17 protein-coding genes are annotated in these 21,422 nt (G+C 39.1%); 16 read left to right on the top strand and 1 reads right to left on the bottom strand.

Features of this window, described 5'->3' with window-relative positions; genetic code table 11:
- Window positions 1-174 precede the first annotated feature (174 nt).
- The 12 genes from IGI38_RS13950 to IGI38_RS13895 all read left to right on the top strand — a co-directional run bounded on the left by IGI38_RS13950 (window position 175) and on the right by IGI38_RS13895 (window position 14,180).
- Window positions 175-2,439 (top strand): MSCRAMM family protein, encoded by a 2,265-nt coding sequence (locus tag IGI38_RS13950; protein ID WP_438731588.1) that lies wholly within the window; start codon window positions 175-177, stop codon window positions 2,437-2,439.
- 469 nt (window positions 2,440-2,908) lie between these two features.
- The gene (locus IGI38_RS13945; RefSeq protein WP_438731585.1) at window positions 2,909-3,262 is read left to right on the top strand and encodes a hypothetical protein; all 354 of its coding nucleotides are present in this window, start codon (window positions 2,909-2,911) and stop codon (window positions 3,260-3,262) included.
- 500 nt (window positions 3,263-3,762) lie between these two features.
- Complete coding sequence (locus IGI38_RS13940) at window positions 3,763-4,302, top strand: IS30 family transposase (RefSeq protein WP_438733379.1); 540 nt, start codon at window positions 3,763-3,765, stop codon at window positions 4,300-4,302.
- A gap of 929 nt (window positions 4,303-5,231) precedes the next feature.
- The gene (locus tag IGI38_RS13935; RefSeq protein ID WP_438731582.1) at window positions 5,232-6,368 is read left to right on the top strand and encodes a 5-methyltetrahydropteroyltriglutamate--homocysteine S-methyltransferase; all 1,137 of its coding nucleotides are present in this window, start codon (window positions 5,232-5,234) and stop codon (window positions 6,366-6,368) included.
- Window positions 6,369-6,376: 8 nt separating this feature from the next.
- Window positions 6,377-7,417, top strand: coding sequence for a methionine ABC transporter ATP-binding protein (locus IGI38_RS13930; protein WP_438733378.1), 1,041 nt, complete (start codon window positions 6,377-6,379; stop codon window positions 7,415-7,417).
- Window positions 7,414-8,085 carry a methionine ABC transporter permease gene (locus tag IGI38_RS13925; protein ID WP_438731580.1) on the top strand — a complete coding sequence of 224 codons (672 nt, stop codon included), beginning with the start codon at window positions 7,414-7,416 and terminating at the stop codon, window positions 8,083-8,085. Before IGI38_RS13930 ends, IGI38_RS13925 begins: the two co-directional genes overlap by 4 nt.
- Before the next feature lie 18 nt (window positions 8,086-8,103).
- The gene (locus IGI38_RS13920; RefSeq protein ID WP_438731577.1) at window positions 8,104-8,955 is read left to right on the top strand and encodes a MetQ/NlpA family ABC transporter substrate-binding protein; all 852 of its coding nucleotides are present in this window, start codon (window positions 8,104-8,106) and stop codon (window positions 8,953-8,955) included.
- 16 nt (window positions 8,956-8,971) lie between these two features.
- Window positions 8,972-9,445, top strand: coding sequence for an S-ribosylhomocysteine lyase (locus IGI38_RS13915; protein WP_438731574.1), 474 nt, complete (start codon window positions 8,972-8,974; stop codon window positions 9,443-9,445).
- Window positions 9,446-9,454: 9 nt separating this feature from the next.
- Window positions 9,455-10,225 carry an SDR family oxidoreductase gene (locus IGI38_RS13910; protein WP_438731571.1) on the top strand — a complete coding sequence of 257 codons (771 nt, stop codon included), beginning with the start codon at window positions 9,455-9,457 and terminating at the stop codon, window positions 10,223-10,225.
- A gap of 329 nt (window positions 10,226-10,554) precedes the next feature.
- Window positions 10,555-12,075, top strand: coding sequence for a hypothetical protein (locus tag IGI38_RS13905; RefSeq protein ID WP_438731568.1), 1,521 nt, complete (start codon window positions 10,555-10,557; stop codon window positions 12,073-12,075).
- Between the two features lie 253 nt (window positions 12,076-12,328).
- Window positions 12,329-12,892, top strand: a complete 564-nt coding sequence (locus IGI38_RS13900; protein ID WP_438731565.1) for a methyltransferase family protein — start codon at window positions 12,329-12,331, stop codon at window positions 12,890-12,892.
- Between the two features lie 142 nt (window positions 12,893-13,034).
- A complete protein-coding gene (locus IGI38_RS13895; RefSeq protein ID WP_438733377.1) occupies window positions 13,035-14,180 on the top strand; it encodes a cation:proton antiporter in 1,146 nt (381 codons plus the stop codon).
- Between the two features lie 37 nt (window positions 14,181-14,217).
- On the opposite strand, the gene IGI38_RS13890 is transcribed toward IGI38_RS13895, so the two are convergent.
- Complete coding sequence (locus IGI38_RS13890; protein WP_438731562.1) at window positions 14,218-14,577, bottom strand: DUF488 domain-containing protein; 360 nt, start codon at window positions 14,575-14,577, stop codon at window positions 14,218-14,220.
- A gap of 166 nt (window positions 14,578-14,743) precedes the next feature.
- Between IGI38_RS13890 and IGI38_RS13885 the strand changes: the two genes are divergently transcribed.
- From IGI38_RS13885 to IGI38_RS13870, 4 genes are all read left to right on the top strand, one after another.
- Window positions 14,744-15,106, top strand: coding sequence for a potassium channel family protein (locus IGI38_RS13885; RefSeq protein ID WP_438731559.1), 363 nt, complete (start codon window positions 14,744-14,746; stop codon window positions 15,104-15,106).
- A gap of 192 nt (window positions 15,107-15,298) precedes the next feature.
- Window positions 15,299-18,835, top strand: a complete 3,537-nt coding sequence (locus IGI38_RS13880) for an InlB B-repeat-containing protein (RefSeq protein ID WP_438731556.1) — start codon at window positions 15,299-15,301, stop codon at window positions 18,833-18,835.
- A gap of 130 nt (window positions 18,836-18,965) precedes the next feature.
- Window positions 18,966-19,820 carry an AraC family transcriptional regulator gene (locus IGI38_RS13875; RefSeq protein WP_438731553.1) on the top strand — a complete coding sequence of 285 codons (855 nt, stop codon included), beginning with the start codon at window positions 18,966-18,968 and terminating at the stop codon, window positions 19,818-19,820.
- A gap of 155 nt (window positions 19,821-19,975) precedes the next feature.
- Complete coding sequence (locus tag IGI38_RS13870; protein WP_438731550.1) at window positions 19,976-21,409, top strand: family 1 glycosylhydrolase; 1,434 nt, start codon at window positions 19,976-19,978, stop codon at window positions 21,407-21,409.
- The last annotated feature ends 13 nt before the right edge of the window (window positions 21,410-21,422 follow it).

Below are 21,422 nucleotides of genomic sequence, written 5' to 3'. Positions count from 1 at the left end.
TATTTCCTACATTCTGGGAATTCCATTTGCTCTATCACAAACCTGTGGTAAACAAATGGATTTTTTTGTATTTTAAATATCCATTTTTTTGAGCATATGTAAATAATAAATAAGATACAATTCCATATTGGAAGTGCTAAATCTTTTAAGATACAGATATAAGGAGGAAACAAAATGAAAAATAGATTATCAAAATTTCCATACGTTTTTATGCTGATTATTGTATTACTAAGTCAATTAGGATTAGTCGGCTCAGTTTATGCTGAACCGGTTACCCCTACAGTAGCTGGGGATGATCCAGGGGTGACTATTCATGGTCCAAGTACAATTTCTTCTAATAATCAGGTAGAGTTAGAGGTTACTTTGTCAACGTCTTCAGGAAAGTTGGATGAGGATGGAATGATTCAAGTAGCGATTCCCAAGTCGATTGTTAAAAATCAAAATGATTTGATCAACAATTTAGTCTTGGATGATCCTTTTTACCTTGCTACGCCGGCAATAATTGATGATGGAAATGGAAACTATATTTTGAATGTAGCATATGATCATACAAAAATAGATCAAGATAGTGCCTTAGGAGCTACTTTTGTAGTGAAATTTCAAGCTCCATTATTGTATCCTTCGGATGATAGTATTCCAGATAATGTAACTTATAATGTAGATTTGATAAAAGGAACTGACAAAATTAGTTCTGATGAAACAAGTTCAACAATTAATAAAGCGACAAGTACTCTTCCAACTTTGGACAAGTTTAGTACTCGCCCTATTAAAGAAGTAAACGGTGTGAATGCAGCATTGATGAGCTTGGATAATCCAGCATCAAATATTTTCGCAATTAGAGTGAATTACAACCAACAAACAATTAATCAAGCAAAAATTGTTGACACAACACCTGAAGGAACAGAATTGACAGATCCAGGTCTATACATACCTGCGACTGGAAATGCAACACCTTACGAGCATATTAGAATTGCAAAAGTGACTTCCAGAGGAGAGGATGGTACACCAAATAGTTGGGTATATGTTACCAGTGAATTTGAAGATAAGATAATTACTAATACTAATGGCTTTGAAATTGATTTTGGCGACATAACTCCTGATGATAGTTATGTCGTAATGTATGCGGAAAAAGTAATTGATGATAAAAATGTAGCTGATTTTGGGGTTCGCTACAACCATGTTGATTTATACTCAGGGGATTCAATTATCAAAGATTATGATACTGCAATAGCCTTAGATGATTCAACGTTCAATGCTGTTTCTCTGACAAAAAAAGTTGAGCAAACAACTTTATCTACTACCAATGGTGTACTAGAATATTCATTGACTTTGAAGAGTAATAATGGTGTGATTTCAGCTGGAACAGTTATTACTGATCCATTACCAGAATTCACGACCTACCTTAAAACAACAGCAAAAGAAAATGCTGTCTTTTCTGATGCTACTTATGAAGCAAGTAGCAATACTCTCAGCTATACCGTATTAAAAGATATTCCTGAAGGGGAAGAACAACAAATCAAATTTCAAGTACAATATGCAAATACAGATGTAGCAGCAGGCGAAAAAATTGTGAATAAAGCATCTATGAATTATGCAGGTACGAACATTTTTAGTAATGATGCTACAACAACGTTAGATGGCAGTGCATATCTTTATAAAGTTGATGCTGAAAATGAGAATCCTTTAGCTGGTGCCATGTTCAAAGTGATTGATACAAAAGGAAATACTATAGTAGCTAATTTAATCACTGATGATGATGGTTTTATCAATTCTGGAATTTTACCCCCAGGAGAGTATGCATTTGTTGAAACAAAAGCGCCAGAGGGATATGCATTAGATACAACACCTATTACATTTACAGTAACAGAAGGGCAAGAAACACCCATTAACTTAACAGCTACCAATAAGTTGAAGACACCTATGGTTGGATCAGTCACTTTGAAAAAAGTATCGAAGGAAAACAATAAAACTTTAACTGGAGCCGAATTTAAATTAGTAACAAAAGATGGTACAGTTATCGAAGAAAATCTAGTGACAGATAGAAATGGACAGATTCATATAACAGGATTAGCACCAGGCGATTACCAATTTGTTGAGACAAAAGCACCAGAAGGATATGTATTAGATGAAACACCTGTTGCGTTCACCATTATCGAAGATGATGATACAGAGATAAGTGTTACAAAAAAGAATAAACTTATTCCAACGGAAACAAGTACAACAGAAACAAGTACAACGGAAACAAGTACAACAGAAACAAGTACAACAGAAACAAGTAAATCAAAGATACCATCCATCATTACTCATACTACGACTGGTTCTTCTCAAACGAGTAAGGGGCTATTCCCAAAAACCGGTGAAAAGAAAGGTAGCATGTTGTTTATAGGATTAGGAATGTCATTAATAGGCGTTTCGTTTTATCTAATTAAGAAAAAATAAATAGAACTTTAATACTGATAGATATGTACTTTGTTTGTTAAAATTCACAAGGAGGCACTGTTTCAAAACGTGGAAACAGTGTCTTCTTCGATGAATTGTCTCAATAACAGAATATAAAGATGCCATCAGTTGCCGAATCTCATCTTCTGTCTGGTTGAACTGTTTGTCTAAAAAATGAGTTGATCAATCATTGAACGTGACTGAAAGGTAAAATCATCTTGTGCAAATCGAACGCAAAGGAACGAGAAGCGGTATCTTTTAGCGCTTCTGCTTTGATCATTTTATTGATATCTTCAATACTCATTTTAGTAAGTCTAAAGTCCTACACCAATTTTTAAGTCAGCAAAATCCTCTACTTGCAGAGGATTGGTATTTCTATCAACGTCGCTCCTGTCTAATAATTCTGCTATAGCATTCACATTTTATAGTTATTATGTTCAACTTTTATATAAAACGAAGGAGAGTTTTTATGTTATTTATTTGGAAGAAAAAAGGATTTCTAGTACCTCTAGCTATCATCTTAGGATATATTCCGTTAATTGCTTTAGCAGGATCAGGTATTCAACAAAATTATCCAGTTGGATCTGTTCAACAGCGTTTCATGGGATTGATAGCCATCTTGACAACCTTTGCTCCCGCCTTGATCAATTTTTTATTCACACGATACTTTGTAAAAAACGAATGTATTAAAATGGTTACAGATGAGAACGGGCAAGAATATACGCTTAATAATATCAGTACTTTCTTTTTTATAAGAAATTGTACCTGGACTAAAGTATTAATTGCATTCCCGTTGATAATCTTGGCGAAGTCTCTTTTTTAGTCGAATTTCAGGAACGACCTTGTCTTGTAGCTAGACCGTTTCCACGGGCTATGATACACTTTTCTTGACTATCAGTTACGTTACCAGAAGGAAGGAACTCTATTGAGAAAAACGGACTGTTTATTGGACTTTTGATTGGATATTCTCAAGGACTACGTAAATTCGGTTTTACATGGAAAAATTATCCAACATGGCACAAGCTTTCTATTTTTCTAACATTTTGTATGTTCATATTAAGTTTTCTAGCATATCAAATTGCTGGAAAAATTTACTTCTTATAGTCGTTGTGTCATATCTATTAGCTCAATTTGGGTTGCGTTTATTCTTAACTAAGTGGGAATATTTCTAAGACCTTTAAATAGCCTCTTAACTTAGTCGAATATCCGGTGCGTCTTGTGCCCCGGATATTTTTTAATTTTCAAAGATCAAAACTTATTGTAAGTAAATACGTACACAGAAAATATTAGAATTACGATACCAAAAGCGATTAGTTTTATTTTATTATTTATAATGATTCAATCAAGAATAGACCAAAAGAAGTGAACGAAAGAAAATGCTTCGGTGATTGGGAGATAGACTGCATTTTACCCTCTAGAGAAGTTGAAAAGTGTATCGTGACGATAAATGAGCGAAAATCTCGCTTTACTTTTATGGCTTTGGCTAAGGCACAATCTGCATTAGAAATGATACCGGTGATTGATACATTTATGGCCTTACATGGTGACGCAGTAAAATCGATAACATGTGACCGTGGAAAAGAGTTCGCAAATAGCCAATTCATCAGTCATATTGAGAACACGTATGAAGCAAAGATTTATTTCGCGCATGCATATACGCCACAAGAACGTGGTACGAATGAGAATACAAATGGATTGATACGAGCATTTTTACCAAAGAAAAAGACCTTTGAAAGTAAAACTCAAGCTGATATGATAATTATCGCTAATGAGTTAAACACTAGGCCTAAAAAGATTCATGGATTTACAACGTGTAAAGAGATATTTGAGCGAGAATACGCCGCCTTGAACAACAGTCCTTGATACTGTATAAATATCGAGTCGATTATTTAAGTTTTTATTAAATCGTTGCGTTTTTTACTTGACATTCGCCTTTTTTATTTTAGTTTACATAATCTAAATTTAACAAAGTTAATTGGTTCAGGCGAATGTTAGGATTAAGCGCAACATATGATTGTTTCGGTATAATTATCGTTTGTGATCAGATGAATCTCAAAGTAACAGAGTTGAATGAACTCATTTATAGATAGGGTTTTATCAACGAACAAATACATTAAATTCAATTTATTGAAGAATACGAAAACTCCCATGATTACTCTATGACTGTTCTTGATCATATGAGCTGAATGAAGAAAATTATTAAAATATAAACGACTCTATCATGTTTATCGAGAAATCTATTCGGCTAATAAATTAATTTGTTATCAATTGAATGGAGTGAGTGATCCTTAATTTTTTGAAAACCACGAAGTTAATCTGATGCGCAAAATCCCTTACTGTTTTTATTTAGCGCAGATTCGTTTCTCAATGAAACTAGGTTTATAGTTAAAATGAATGACCAAGTATAAGAAAAATCAATTACCTTAGTTCCCTCAGTTACTGGTATAGTGAATGCAACAAAAGTTTAATAGTTAAGCTTTGAAGAGAAGAGTAGCTGATACGTAGCAAGTACAGAGACCCCGGACGGTGAAAAAGGGGATTGACAAAATTAGCGAAGATGAGCTCTGAGCGATTTGGTTTGTTCACGCAAACCAAACGGGACGCGACCGATATATCGCCGGGTATCAGCAGGTACCGTTGAGATATTATTCGTGAAGGATAATGTGAATGAGGGTGGTACCACGAAAACATTCGTCCCTTTATTTATTGCAGCCGCAGTAGGTAAAGGGATGGATGTTTTTTTGTTTTTCATCAGTCTTTTTTTACAAATTAAAAAATGGAGGGATTTTATTATGACAAAACGCACCACATCACCATTTCGCTACGACATAGTTGGGAGTTTCTTGCGACCAGATAAATTAAAGACGGCACGGAAGGATTTTGAAGTAGGCAAGCTTTCGCAAGAAGGATTGACCGAAGTTGAAGATGAAGCCATTATTGCTTTGATTAAAAAGCAAGAGACGGCTGGACTAAAGGCTGTGACTGATGGAGAGTTTCGTCGCAGCTGGTGGCATTTGGATTTCTTTTGGGGATTACAAGGAATCGAATTTTTTGTTCCAGAGCATGGCTATTTCTTTCACGGAGAAGAGACGCGTCCAGGTACAGTAATCGTGACGGGAAAAATATCCGGTGAAAATCATCCCTTCGTTGAACATTTCAAATTCAGCCAAGCTCACACTAGCGAGGGCATCGAGGTAAAACAAACGATTCCAGCACCAGCACAGATTCTCGTTGAATTCTTGCGACCAGATGTTATCGGAAAAGTTCGCGAGGTTTATCCAACGAATGAAGAACTGATCGCGGATATCGTAAAAGCGTATCGACAGGTGATCGCTGATTTATATGCTGCGGGAGCTCGTACGATTCAGTTAGACGATTGTACGTGGGGCGTTCTAGTCGCGCCGCTGCCAAAAGGGTTTGCGGTGGAGGAAGGAAAGGATGAAAAAGAGGTTCGCAAAGAGTTAGCTCAATTATATTTAACTATTAATAATGAGGTTTTGGCGGATCAACCGTCAGACTTAACGTTAAACACTCATGTTTGCCGTGGAAATTATCATTCTACTTGGGCGGCTGCTGGCGGTTATGACGATGTGGCTGATCCATTATTCACATCTGAAAATGTCGCTGCTTATTATTTGGAATATGATACCGAACGCTCAGGTGGATTTGAACCGTTGGCGAAAGTTAGCGGAGAAAAGAAGGTCGTCTTAGGACTGATTACATCGAAGGATGGAAAATTAGAAGATCGCCAACAAGTCATCGAACGGATCAATGAAGCGGCACAATATATCCCGTTAGATCGTTTATCCTTGAGTCCGCAATGTGGCTTTGCTTCAACAGAGGAGGGAAATATTCTGACTGAGGAACAGCAATGGAACAAGATCGCGCTGATCAAGAGTATCGCAGAAGAGGTTTGGCCAGAAAAGTAGGGATAGAGATGAAAGAGAGAGGACAGGCAATCATCGAGTTACAGGACGCAGTGGTTACATTCAAACGGAATCACTCGTCAATCACTGCTGTAGATCATGTTTCTCTGACGATTGATCAGGGAGAAATCTACGGAATTATCGGCTATTCGGGTGCTGGTAAAAGCACCTTGCTTCGCTTGATCAACCATTTACAGGTACCGACTTCGGGGAAAGTTTTCGTGAAGGGGAAAGCGCTGGATGAATTGGATCAACGTCAATTTCAACAGGCTAGGAAAAAAATTGGTATGATCTTTCAGCATTTCAATCTGATGAACTCACGCACGGTTCTAAACAATGTAGAATTTCCTCTGCTAGGTGAAAAACTCACTAAGATAGAAAGACGCGAGAAGGCTCTGGCTTTGTTGAAGCTAGTCGAGTTAGAAGAGCTGGCTGAGGCGTTTCCTGACCAGCTTTCTGGTGGTCAAAAGCAAAGAGTGGCGATTGCCAGGGCGTTAGCAAATAGTCCGGATATTTTAGTGAGTGATGAAGCCACTAGCGCGCTAGACCCAAAAACGACTTTGTCGATCTTAAAACTGCTGCAGCGGTTGAACCAACAATTAGGATTGACGATCGTTCTGATCACCCATGAAATTCAAGTGATTCAAACAATTTGTCATCAGGTGGCTGTTATGGAAGCGGGAAGAATCATTGAACAGGGAAAAGTCGCTGAAGTATTCAGGCGTCCCAAAGAACGGCTGACCCAAGAATTTATTGAGACTTCGATCAATATTCAAGAAGCGTTGAATCGGATTCGTAGAAATAATGATCGTAAACCACTCTATTTGTTGAAATTTGTCGGTGAGACGACGAATCAAGCGGTAGTGACGGAAATGGCACAAAAATTCGAGGTGGCAGCAACTATTCTTTTTGCCAATATCGATCAGTTCGACAATCTGACAGTAGGGGTCATGATCTTGGCATTGGATGGCTCTAGGGTCGAAGCTGGAGTTGAATATTTAAGGCAACAGAGTGTCGAGGTAGAAATAATTACGAAGAAGGTGGTGACATGAGCAATTTGTTTCCGCATGTCGCTACGATGCAGGGAGCTATCTGGCAAGCAACTCTGGAGACAGTATATATGACCGTCGTCTCAGGAATGATCGCCGGTATAATCGGTCTGTTGACGGGGCTGGTCTTAACCATGACACAACCAGGAGGGATCACAGAAGATCGCAGCTTTTACAGTGTGCTTGATAAAGTAGTGAACCTTTTACGAAGCGTTCCCTTCATCATTTTATTGGCAGTAATTTCACCTTTGACTAGTTTTCTCGTTGGAACAACGGTAGGAACAACAGCCGCATTGGTTCCTTTGGTAGTAGGCATCTTCCCTTTTTATGCCCGCCAAATCCAGATTGCTTTGCAAGAAGTAGGGCCTGGGGTAGTGGAAGCAGCCCAGGCAATGGGATTGAGCACTTCAGAGATAGTTTTTCGTGTTTTTCTGCGGGAAGGGTTGGCGGATATTATTCGTGTCTCGACTTTGACCGTTATCAGTTTGATTGGATTGACCACAATGGCAGGCGCGGTGGGTGCCGGCGGATTAGGCAATGTAGCTATCAGCATCGGCTACGCACGATTTCAAAATGACGTAACTTTTGTTTGTATGATCATTTTGTTAGTAATGGTTTTTGCTGTTCAATTTATTGGGGATCGATTGGCTGATCGCTTTACTAAGTTTTAAAAATATAGGAGGAAAAGTATGAAAAAAATAGTGATTCTTTTGGGAGTGCTGGTGGTTTTGGTTGCTGCTGGGTTCGGGATACATGAAGTGAGCAGCTCGCAAAAGAAAGAATCAAAAACGATCGTTGTCGGATCGCAAGGTTCAGATTATCAAATTTGGCAGCATATTGCTAAAAGTGAAGAGGCAAAAAAGGCCGGGTTAACGATTCAAGTCAAAGAGATCACGGATGGGGTTCAATTAAATAAGGCGACGGCTGATGGCAGTGTTGATGTCAATGCTTTTCAATCCTATTCGTATTTCAAAGCGTACAATTCGCAAAATAGTAAGCAGCCGTTGGCAGCCTTAGGAACGACTTATTTAGAACCATTAGGGATTTACTCTGAAAAATACACCTCGCTGTCAGAGTTGCCAGATGGAGCAACCATAGCGATTGCTAATAATCCAGCCAATACGGCCCGCGGGTTGTTACTATTGCAGGATGCCGGTTTAATTAAATTAAGTGCCGATTTTAAAGCGTTAAGCGGCGTTGAAAAAGTTGAAGAAAATCCGAAACATTTCGTTTTTAAACAAATTGATGATACAACGGGTCCTCGGGTACTAAAATCGGTGGATGCTGTGCTGATTTCAAACACCGTAGCTTTAGATGGCGGTTTGAACGTGTTGAAAGATTCGTTATTCCATGAAAAAGTAAATCAAAGTACCAAAAATAATGTCAATATCTTGGCAACAGCTGAAGAAAATAAAGATAATGAGAATTTCAAAAAACTAGTTAAGCTGTATCACAATCAATCGATTCAAGATTATATAAAAAAAGAGTTTGGCGGTACAAAAATCGAAGTCGATAAGCCGTTAAGCTATTTAGAAAAATAAAAGGAGTGTTTCAATTATGGCAGAAGTAGAAAGTTTCACACTAGACCACACAAAGGTGAAGGCACCATATGTACGCTTGATCACTAAAGAAAATGGTGGAAAGGGTGATACGATCACCAACTTTGATCTGCGCTTTGTTCAACCAAATGAAAATGCGATTCCAACAGCTGGATTGCATACGATCGAACATTTATTAGCGGATCTATTACGCGATCGGTTAGACGGTGTGATCGATTGCTCCCCATTTGGTTGCCGGACGGGTTTCCATTTGATCGTATGGAGTGAGCCGACTGCTCATGAAGTGGCAGTAGCTTTGAAGGAATCCCTAGAAGAAATCGCTGAAAAAACTCAGTGGGAAGATGTTCAAGGCACGGATATCGTTAGCTGCGGAAATTATCGCGATCATTCTCTATTCTCTGCAAAAGAATGGGCCAAAAAGATTGTAGCTGAAGGAATTAGTGATGACGCATTCGAACGTCATTTGGTTTAGGTGAGAAGAATGTTTCCAGAATTAAAAGATAAGATCGTCTTAGTGATCGGCAGTAGTCAAGGAATTGGTAAAGCAGTCGTCGAGACTTTTTTAGATAATCAATCAGTAGTAATAGCCGCAGATATTACCTATGACTTTGACGAGTTGCTGGCTGTCAATAAATCCTATTTTCAAACCCATTTAGATGTTAGTCAAGAAATAGAGGTCTCGACGTTAAGTCAGGTGCTGATCAATAATAAACTGGTTCCTGATATCGTCGTGGATGTAGCAGGAATATCGACAATGGATTTTCTCGTGGATAGTCAGACTAGAGATTTTGATCAGACGTTTGAAGTCAATACTCGCGGAACCTATTTAGTGGCAAAATATTTCACAAAAGCGATGATCGACCATAGTAAAAAAGGACGCATGATTGTGATTGCTTCTCAAGCAGGGAAAAATGGCTATCGCGGAATGGCAGCCTATGTGGCCTCTAAACATGCTGTTTTAGGATTAGTCAAAACATTGGCAATCGAAGTAGCGTCAAATCAAATTTTAGTTAATGCCGTTTGTCCGGGAATTATCGAAACAGAGATGAAACAGCGGGAAAGAGTCGAGGGCGGTGCGTTGCGAGGCATGAGTGCGGAAGATGTCCGGCAAGAGGACATCAGCCAAGTGCCATTGGGACGAACAGGAACACCGCAAGACGTAGCAAATGTCGTACTGTTTTTAGCAAGTCCTCTATCTAGCTATATGACCGGGCAAGCGATCAATGTAACTGGTGGCATGACAATGCATTGATCGGTGCTATACTACTATGGAAAACACAGTTAATTGAGCCAAGTGTATTCTCTTCGTGTAAAAGGGTTCTGTTATCATATTTTTGATAATAGGGCTCTTTTTGTGCGCTATGTTAGAAACGAAGGTAAAGAAAGTATGACTTCAATACTGATAATGAAATCTTGTTGGGGAAATTATTCTAATTAATTAACATAATAATAACGATTCGATTTTACGCATAATTATTATTAACGAAAAAATAAATTTTTATTAACTTTGTGTCTTGACAATGTCTGTATCAGCATATATTATTTTGTTGTAAACGCTTACAAAAACAGAGGGGGATCTTTATGAAAAAAAGATTATTTTTAAGTATCATCCTGTTTTTTGGACTGGCGCTATTTTTTGTCTCAAGTGATGCACAGGCAGCTTCTCAGACTCTATTTCGGGTATATAATCCCAACAGCGGTGAACATTTTTATACGAAGGATACAAATGAACGAAACCATTTGATCAAAGTTGGCTGGCATGATGAGGGCGTAGCTTGGGATACACCTAGCAGCGGAATAACTGTTTATCGCGTATATAATCCAAATGCGGGAGATCATCATTACACGATGGACAAAAATGAATACGATCATTTGGCAAAAGTTGGTTGGCGGAAAGAAGGGGAAGCATTCAAGTCAGTTGATAGAAATAGTAAAGAGAAACCTATCGGAATTCCTGTTTATAGGGCGTATAATCCAAATGCTAAGTCGGGGGCTCATAATTTCACAATTAATCAATATGAACAGAAGCATTTGATCAAAGTAGGGTGGAGAGATGAAAAAATCGCCTTCTATGCACATCATGGTTCTAATGATTATTATAAAATAAAAGTTGTTCATAAGAGCGGAAAAACACTGCTGAAAGAAGCAACAACTAGTGTCAAAGAAGGCTTTAACTATGTTGCAAGGGCTGAGAATTTTCCTGGATACGAACTTGTTGGCAGCAGTACGAAAGAGCTTAAGAATATCACCTCTAGTCAGGAAATTGTTTTTAACTACAACAAGGTAGATAAGGACAAATTGACAAGTGCGTTAAAATCGTTAGACAGCTTAACAGAAGCCGACTACACACCGATTTCATGGGAGAAATTGATGGGATCAAAAGATGCGGCGACAGATATTGTAAATAAAAAAGACGCGACACAAAAAGAGGTCAATGATCGGCTGACTGATCTAAATGCAAGAATAAAAGAATTAGTGAAGCGTGCCGATACCCAAGCTTTGCAGACACTCTATTTAGATGCCAAAGGAATGGGTCCACACCATTATCAAGATTATCCAACTTACCTTTTATTCCATGCGGCATATGCGAATGCGTATACTAAGATTGAAGATTTGAACAGTCCTCAAAAGGACGTCGATGATGCACTTGCAGAGCTGCAACGAATGATAGGTCTAGCAAAAGCAGATGCACCTCAAACATTACTAGATGAATTACAAAGCTTATATAATACTGGCATAGCTAAGAGACAAGAAGACTTTACTCCGGTAACTTGGAGAGAATTGAGTGCTTCCTTAGCGGTAGCCAAAGATATTCTAGATAGTGAACGCCCAATAGAAGAAACTGCTCAAGCGTCATTAAATAGATTGAAGGATGCCATAGATAATCTGGTTGAAAAGGCGGACAAGACAGATCTGCAAGCTTTATATGATAGCTCTCAGGGACTGGGGCCAGCAAATTTTGGTTCCTATGATGATTATTTAGAGTATCATGCTGCGGTAGGAGATGCTCGGAATGTTCTTGCAGATGACAGTCATTCACAGCAACGTGTTGATGAGTGCTTGACTGCTCTTCAAACGGCTATGAACAAACGAACAGTTTAGAAAAAAATAGCGTGGACAAATTATTGACAGTTACCGAGCGAAGGCACTGAGTAAGGGCGTTTACACGAATAGAGGTAAAGAATTACAGTTTCTATGTCACAAAACAGCTAAACGGCTTCTTGTTCGATTGTTGCTTGCAATCGAACAGAAGTCGTTTTTCTATTTCTCGATAGACCATTGACTGGATAATCTATATATGAAATAATATTCATATGATTATCGTTTCATTTGTTTTATCGAAGGAGGAATGGAAATGTGGGTAAGGGTGGTTTCTTTACTAGGTGTAATTGCGTTCTATTTGATTTATCTCGCGAAGGCGCTATTGTTGAAGAAGCAGGGAATCAACGTTAATTTATTAGGAGATAAAAAACGTTCAAGAGAAAAATATTTTGAGATCGTTTTAAAAGCTATGACGGGGATAGGAGCTCTTATTCAATTTCTTGCGCCATTCTTATTCGAGAGGAATCAGAATGGTTTAGTTTATGTGGGAGTAGTGCTGACTATTTCAGGAGTGATTGTGTTTCTCATCGCTGTAAGAACGATGGGCTTGAATTGGCGTGCGGGCTACAATGAAAAACAAAAAACCGAGTTAGTGACAACCGGAATTTATCGGTTTAGTCGCAATCCGGCTTTTGTCGCGTTTGATTTGCTGTATCTGGGTGTTGCGTTGATTTATCCTAATATGATGATGATTTTAATGGCGGTCATGGCAATTATTTTATTTGATCAGCAGATTCGAGGCGAAGAGGCGTTTCTGCTAACCGTTTTTGGAGATCGTTATCGCGCGTATCAGGATGAGGTTCGGCGATACTTCTAAGGATGCTAAATGTTTTTCGGTCTTGAATGAAAGCTAAAATATTTTTCTTTCTGCCTATTTTTCGCTATTCTTAATTCGTCTGTGCTATTCGAATGAGTCACCTATCAGATAGTGACTGTACTCATAAGAGGAGATGAAGAAAGTGGAATTTATTGGTGTACTATGTTTGATTTTGATCAGCACAACAGTTGCTGGGCATTTTTCACGGCGTTTTGGTATACCGGCAGTAATCGGACAATTGTTAGTCGGAATAGTATTAGGAAATGCTGGTTTACGGCTGGTTCATCCAGACATTCTGGTGGAAGATTTTTCGGAGATTGGTGTCATTTTACTGATGTTCTTAGCAGGGATCGAGAGTGATCTTTCATTACTGCGAAAGTATTTTCGTCCAGGAATGTATGTGGCAGTTCTAGGGATTCTATTTCCAGTATTACTGGGAACACTTGGTGGAAACCTGTTCCATATCCCGTTGAATGAATCCTTTTTCTTAGGACTGATTTTGGCGGCGACTTCCGTGAGTATCTCAGTAGAAGTCTTGAAGGAGCTTAATGTAATCAATACTAAAGAAGGTTCAACGATTCTTGGAGCCTCAGTGGTTGATGATATTTTAGTAGTGTTGATCGTCAGCTTAAGTATGTCGTTCTTAGGAGCAAAAAGTGGTAATGACAATCCATTGGGAATCATGCTGGTAGAACAAGTGCTGTTCTTTGTGGCGATCTTCTTTTTGATTCGTTGGGGTGCACCTTATTTGATGAGATTGAGCAATAAATTATTAGCAGAATCTTCAGTGATTATTGTTTCATTAATTCTATGCTTGAGCATGTCTTATTTAGCGGATTTTATCGGGTTGAGTTCGGTAATCGGGGCCTTTTTTACTGGGGTTGCAATCGGGCAAACGAAGGTCTGGAAGGAAGTTCAATACAATGTGGAGGCGATCGGTTATGCGGTCTTTATTCCCGTCTTTTTTGTCAGCATTGGACTAGAGGTATCCTTCAACGGAATGAGTGATCAAGTTATTTTGATCCTAGTGTTAACGCTTCTCGCTGTTGTTTCAAAATTGTTCGGCGGCTTTTTTGGAAGCAAACTTGCGGGATTTGGCAATCATAGTAGTATGATGGTAGGGTCTGGAATGATTTCTCGTGGAGAGATGGCACTTATCATTGTACAATTAGGGTTTCAAGCCCAACTAGTTATACAAAAGTATTATTCGGCATTCATTTTAGTCATTCTGTTTACGACCTTATCGTCACCGTTTTTACTTAAGTACTTCACGAAAAAAATTTACTAATGAAGTAAAGCACTAAAACCAATAGAACACATTGGTTTTAGTGCTTTCTTTCATTCAACAGGTCATACAACACCTGCGCGTTATTTTGCGTTTCATTTTTTGCCCCGTAGACTAAGGTCACGTTCTTATGTTCTTTGAGTACGGTTTTCAACTGATCGAGTGCTTCTTTTTGTTCACCGGCCTGTAATTCTTTCCGGTAGCTGGTTTCAAACTCTGGGTATTTTTCAGCCTCATGATTGAACCATTTCCGTAAGTCGGAGCTTGGTGCGATCTCCTTTAACCATAGATCAATTTTTTCCGTTTCTTTTGATTTTCCTCTAGGCCATAGTCGATCCACTAACACCCGATAGCCATCTAGATCCTCCGCTGGTAAATAGGCACGCTTAATTTGCAGCATCTTCTACACTTCCTTTTCACCTTCATTCTACCAGTCTCAAATAAATAGGTGAATGAAAAAGACTTTGAAAAAACTTTCTATAGTTCTTTTCGATGTCGCTTAATCTGGTAAAATGAGGTGTAATTAAGCCGATGTGAACTATTATTGAACCAGAAGGGTGAGTTTTATGGTTGCGTTTTTATTATTATTCAGAAGTTTATGGCATATTTTAAAAATACTGTTCCAGCAGGAAGAACAAAAGGCGATTATGTTGGCGGTCTTATTCATCCTCACGATCGGAACGATTTTCTATCATAATGTGGAAGGCATGAGCTATTTGGATGCGCTGTATTTTTCGGTAATGACATTAGCGACTGTTGGTTATGGAGATTTGTCACCACAGACGGCTTTAGGGAAGCTGTTCACCATCGTATATGTATTGATCGGTGTAGGGATCATTACAGCGGTGATCGCGAATTTCAATCGTGCCTTAGCTGAATATCATCAAAAGAAGAAGCATCACGAGGGAAGACAACCAGCAAAGAAATAGCAACTCAATATTCCAGTGCTCAAAGGACGATCCAGTTTGTCTTTTGAGCATTTTTTATCTGTTCTTTTTTTTAAAACTCTATTAATATAAAGGGCCTTAACTATTTCTGTTATGCGTTTTTTCTATTCTTTTATGCGAAATTTCTATTTAAAATTAGAGATATAAGGATTAGTTAGCATAGGAGGAGAAAATATGAACGCTGTTCGTAAGAAAACCAAAAAGAAATGGTTCTGTACGGGGATCATGACTGTTTTATTGTTAGGAAATTATATGATTGTTCCCATGCAAGTCCTTGCCGAGGAATCATCGTCTTCCAAAATTGAAGAGGCTGCGACAAAAGAGAGCACCTCAGCTATGGTTTCAGGTGAAGCTGAACGTCAACAATCTCCAGAAAGTACGACTTCTTCCTTGAGCAGCAAAACGGCATTATCAGAGTCCTTTCGGGATGAAGCGAGTAAGTCACCAGCAAAAGTAGATCGTCCCTCTAATAGCGATCAAACGGAACGGCTTTCGAACACGGACGACTGGTCAGCGACAACGAATGGTCAATACATGGTTATCCAAAGCTATTCTGGCGATTTAGAAACGATTGAAGTCCCCTCGGAAATTGAAGGCCTACCGGTTCAGATTGATTTAGAAGCGGTACTTGGGACAGCACTACAAAAAACGACCAAAACATTTTCAATCGAAAGGGCGAAAAATGGATTACTACCAGTAAAAGTCACGGGGACCTTTCGTGGATTATTTGCTAGCGTAGACATTGGCGGCGGAGTTGAGGGCTTAGCTCCAATTGAGTCCGTTTCTTTTGGCGACGCAGATAACTCCGCAATCACTGATATGAGCTACATGTTCGTTCAATGCGAGTCGTTGAGTACACTGGATATTGAAGAACTAGACACTCAAAATGTGCAAACGATGCTAAAGATGTTTAGCTATTGTAAGGGATTGACTGAACTTGCTTTGACGAATTTTGATACAGGGAAGGTTACTTCTATGGCCCGTATGTTTGAGAATGCGAGTAACCTAATCTTGATAGACGTAACCAGCTTCGTGACAGAAAATGTAACTGATTTTTCGTACATGTTTCGATATTGCGGCAGTGTGAAGTCATTGGATCTTCAAAATTTTAATACAAAAAATGGTGAAAATATGCAGAGTATGTTTGACCGCTGCCATAGCCTGACCACATTAGATTTATCAAGCTTCAATACGATAAATGTAGAGAATATGAGTTATATGTTTGGAAATTGCAAAGAGCTTATCGATATCGATATGGAAAATTTTGACACCTCGAATGTGATGACCTTGTTTTTCATGTTTGCGAACTGTCATAAGTTAGCTTCATTGGATCTTTCACATTTTGATACAGGGAATGTGACGACGATGTCCTATATGTTCGCGGGCTGTGATAGCTTAACCGATTTAAAAATAAGTCATTTCAATACTTCGATGGTCAGTGATATATCCTATATGTTCCATCTTTGCTCAGAACTAGCTACTTTAGACCTAACAAATTTCAACACTGTCAGTGTGACATATGGTACTCAAGTATTTGGTGGATGCAACAAATTGATTAGTTTAACGCTAGGCAGTGATTTTACCCTTTCTTCGAATTATGGCTTGTTGGAGCTTCCCATTCAAAGTAATGGAGGACGAACCACCTCTCACTGGGTGCAGGACGAAGGGGCCGAGGTATATGATTCAACGAAAGATTTTAGAGAGGCTCATAATCAATTACTTCCTGGAGCTGTTCACACTTACACGATTCAGCGGAAGCATCTCGTAACCTTTGACTTAGCTGGCGGCAGCGGTGAATTAATTCCAGATCAAAGGATTTTTGAAAATGAACTCGTCGCTGATCCTCAGTATGCGGGGGGAAAAGCCCATTATCAATTTACTGGTTGGAGTGTCGGCGGTTTGCCATATAGCTTTGCTACAAAAGTGATTGCACCGCTGGAGTTGACTGCGGATTGGCTAGTGGATACTTATTCGGTCAAGTTTCACGCGAATACGGGAGAGGGAACGATGCCCAAACAAACCTTTGAATATGACGAAGAAAAGAGGTTTACCTTAAATAGCTATTATAAATTAGGGTTTACCTTTAATAGTTGGAATTCAGCAGCTGATGGGGAAGGAGAAAAAAGCTATAGTGATGGCGAATTAGTAAAAAACCTGTCTCTTATAAACGGAGAGACGATTGATCTATATGCCCAATGGCTGGCGAATACGTACAGCATACTATTTGAATCGAATGGCGGAACCGGCAGCATGGTTCCTCTTGAAATGACTTATGATAAATCAAAATTGCTGACTGAGAATCGTTTTATCAAGAAAGGGTATCAATTTATCAATTGGAATACAGCGCAAAATGGACAAGGAACTTCTTATGAAAATCAGGAATCCGTTCAGAATTTAACAGCAGTAAAGGATGAACAGCTCCCACTGTATGCCCAATGGAAAATGATTGATTATAACGTGACTTTTGACAGTCAAGGCGGGAGCACGATTTCTGATCGGAGCTATACAGTTGAACAAGGAATTGATTCTTTCGCTGTTCCACATAGAAATGGCTATATCTTCCTAGGCTGGTATGAAGGAGAAACAAAAGTCGAAAGCATATCAATTGGAGAAATAGGCGACCGAACATTGAAGGCTAAGTGGCGAACAAACCAATACAAAGTTACCTTTGATAGCAACGGCGGTTCGGAGATAGCGTCGCAAAATTACACGATTGAAAAAGGGATCGAGTCATTTGAGGCACCAAACAGATCTGGCTACAAATTTATAGGCTGGTATGATGGAGAGGCAAAAGTTGAGAAAATTCCAATAGGAGAAACTGGTGATCGAGTTCTAGCAGCAAAATGGGAAATCGTAGAATATACGCTAACCTTTGATGATCCATCAATTTCACCAATACCATACACCGTTGAGTCTGAAACTATCCGACTACCGGCATTAACGAAGACTGGTTATAGGTTCCTAGGCTGGTTGGTTTCTGAAAATACGTTGGAGCGAGGGCTTACCGATAGCGGCAAAGTCGTGCAGGAAATTCAAAAAGGAACAACGGGAAATTTGAAGCTGTTGGCTCAATGGCAGGCCAATCAATACAAGATAAGTTTTGACCCGAATGACGGAACAGACGAACGAGTTGTTCAAACCATGAATTACGATGAAAGAGCAAAGTTGTCTGCTAACAAATTTACGCGAGCGGATTATGTATTTATCAATTGGAATACTCAACCAAATGGTCAAGCAACTCGCTATTTAGATGCACAGGAAGTTCAAAATTTGGTTGCCGAATCTGATGGCTCAGTAACCTTATACGCTCAATGGAAACCAACGAAAACGGCGTTAGATGATTTAGTCAACAAAGAAAAGGAAACAAAACGTGTTAAGGAAAATTATACAGAAGACAGCTGGAAAAAATATGAGGAGGCTTTAAAGAAAGCGGAGGAAGCCTTAGCAAATGAAGAGGCAACGTCAGAACAAATTCACGCAGCTTTAGAAGAGCTAACAGCTGCGATCGCGAACCTGAAACCTCTGGTAACCGCTAGTGGGAAATCAACGAGTTCCACAAGTCCATCGTCAGCGACGCAAAAAACGTATCCAACAAGTACTGCGAAGAGTTATCCTCAATCGGGGATGATCGTTATGCCTGGTTTGACGATGGTTGGACTATTAATGGTTGGCGCTTCTCTTGCGGTGTGGAAGAAGAAACAGGATAAATAATGCTTAGTCTTACCAATTATTAGTTGTTCAGAACAAGTATTGCCTAAACGAATGAAAATACTTTTACTAGATCAAAATTGCGTTTACTTTCACTTCACTTTACGGCAAAATGAATTTTGAGGTGAATGTAATGGCGATTTATTTAGAAATACCTGAATTGGATAAGGAGTTTCCCTTTCGGATTTTAATGAATGATGGCGATATTTTAACAACGCCTCATTGGCATCGTGAAGTGGAATTGATCTATGTCACGAAGGGAACGATTTCACTGGGGATCGATGATGACCCCTACAAATTGAGTGAAGGAGAGATTGCCTTCATTGGCGGTGGGTTGATCCATTATGTTTTAGCCTCACCGGGTAGCGAACGACTTGTCTATCAATTTGATCTAAATTATTTTTCAACTGGAAATAAAGAAAATTTAGATTTGCAAAAGCTGTTTGCGGAATTAATACCGATTAGTCCTCATTGGGATGAAAAAGATGAAACAGCGGTTAGAAATGTGCTTGAAACCATGAATCGTGAGGCAGAGAAACAGGATTCAGGGTGTCACTTCGCTTTAAAAGCGGAGCTTTATAAATTGCTTACTAAATTACTTCGCGATATTCCGAAGCAGACAAAGCAGCTAAAGAAAATCAATAAACTAGCAACACAGGATGTATTAGAAAAGCTGGATCAAATCTTTAACTACGTAGAAGAACATTATCAAGAAGTGGTGACCTTGCAGGATATTGCGGAGTTTTCCGGCTATAGTTCGTTCTATTTTACGAAATTTTTCAAGAAGAATACGGGAAAAACCTTTTTAACTTTTTTGAATGAATACCGAATAGACAAGGCCAAGTGGCTGCTAATCAATAGCGACCTACCAGTGTCGGAGATCATTACTCAGACGGGGTTCGAAAGTGATAAAACCTTTTATCGTCTGTTTAAAGGCTCCATGGATATGGCGCCCTTAGAATATCGTAACACAATGAAAATCGAATAATTTAAAGAAAGGCAATTACTGATTCAGTAATTGCCTTTTTGGCAATATTTGAGAATAATGCAACAAAAATAGGGGAATGAAAAAAAGATTTCCCGATTATAATAAAGGTATCAACACGAATGAAAACGGATACGATCTGAAAGGAAGAAAAAGAAATGAAAAAAGAAACGCAGTTTTTCTGGGGCGGAGCCATCTCTGCCGCGCAAAGTGAAGGGAGTTACCTCGCTGATGGTCGCGCGCCTTCCAATTTTGATTACTTGCCTTTAGACAGTCGCCGTCTCAAAGCAGTATATAAGAATCAAACCGATTCTATTTTAGAGCCAAAGGGCGATGAGATATATCCTGGTCGAAACGGCAATGATTTTTATCACCAGTATCAAAAGGACATCGCTTTATTGAATGAGCTAGGAGCTAATAGTTTTCGTTTTTCTATCTCTTGGTCGCGGATTTTTCCGACGGGGGTGGAACGGGAACCGAATGAAGCGGGTTTGCAGTTTTACGAAAAGGTTTTGACCGAGCTGGAAAAATATCAGATGGAACCGATTGTGACCTTGTCTCATTTTGAAATTCCATTGAATTTGGTTGAAAAATACAATGGTTGGGAAAATCGCCAGGTGGTTGATTATTTTCTTCACTACGCTAAAACGGTAATGGCACGTTTTAAAGGGCGGATACACTATTGGATTCCTTTCAATGAAATGAACATGGTTCTGCACATCCCGTTCATTGGCGGTGGCATCTTGTTTGAAGAAGGTAAGGATAATTTATCGATCCAATATCAGGCAGGACATCATCAATTATTGGCCAATGCATTGGCGATCGAAGTTGGGAAAGAAATGGATCCAGAGAACCAGTTTGGCGCGATGTTGGCAGCCGGTAAGACCTACGCCTACACCTGTGATCCAAAAGATGTTTTCGCGGCTTTGCAGCAAGAAAAAGAGAATCTACTTTTTTCAGATGTGCAAGTATTTGGCGAATATCCAAAATTCTTCTCGCATTTTATCAAGGATAAGGGCTTAAGGTTAACCATTCATCCAGAGGATCGAGCGATTTTAAAAAAGAATACGGTTGATTTTGTTTCCTTTAGTTATTACTCTAGCGCTTGTACCGCGGCGGAAGAGGGCGGCATCGATCGAGTTGCGACGAACGGGTATACAACTTTGCGGAATCCGTATCTACCAAAGGGAAAAAGTGTCTGGCAGGATGATCCATTGGGCTTGAGAATTACCTTGAATCAGCTTCAGGATCGCTACCATAAACCGTTGTTCATTGTTGAGAATGGCATTGGTACGCAGGATGAATTTGTGGATGATCAAGTACATGATGATTATCGCATCCATTATTTGCAAGGTCATGTGAAGAACATGCTGCTGGCGATGGAAGAAGACGGGATTGAGCTGATGGGCTATCTGATGTGGGGCATTATTGATTTACCAAGTGTTAGTGAAGGGAAAATCAGCAAGCGTTACGGTGTGATCTATGTGGATCAGGATGATCAAAATAATGGTTCACATCAGCGCTATAAAAAGGACAGCTTCGCATTTTATCAAAAAGTCATTTCGTCAAATGGTGCCGTAGTATTTGAATAGGAAGGAGCAAAAC

Origin of the sequence: Enterococcus sp. AZ128 (assembly GCF_051714485.1) — a bacterium.
Taxonomy (GTDB): Bacteria; Bacillota; Bacilli; order Lactobacillales; family Enterococcaceae; genus Enterococcus_A.
The sequence above is the reverse complement of the archived record's forward strand: the minus strand, read 5'-3'. Positions and strand labels throughout refer to the sequence as shown.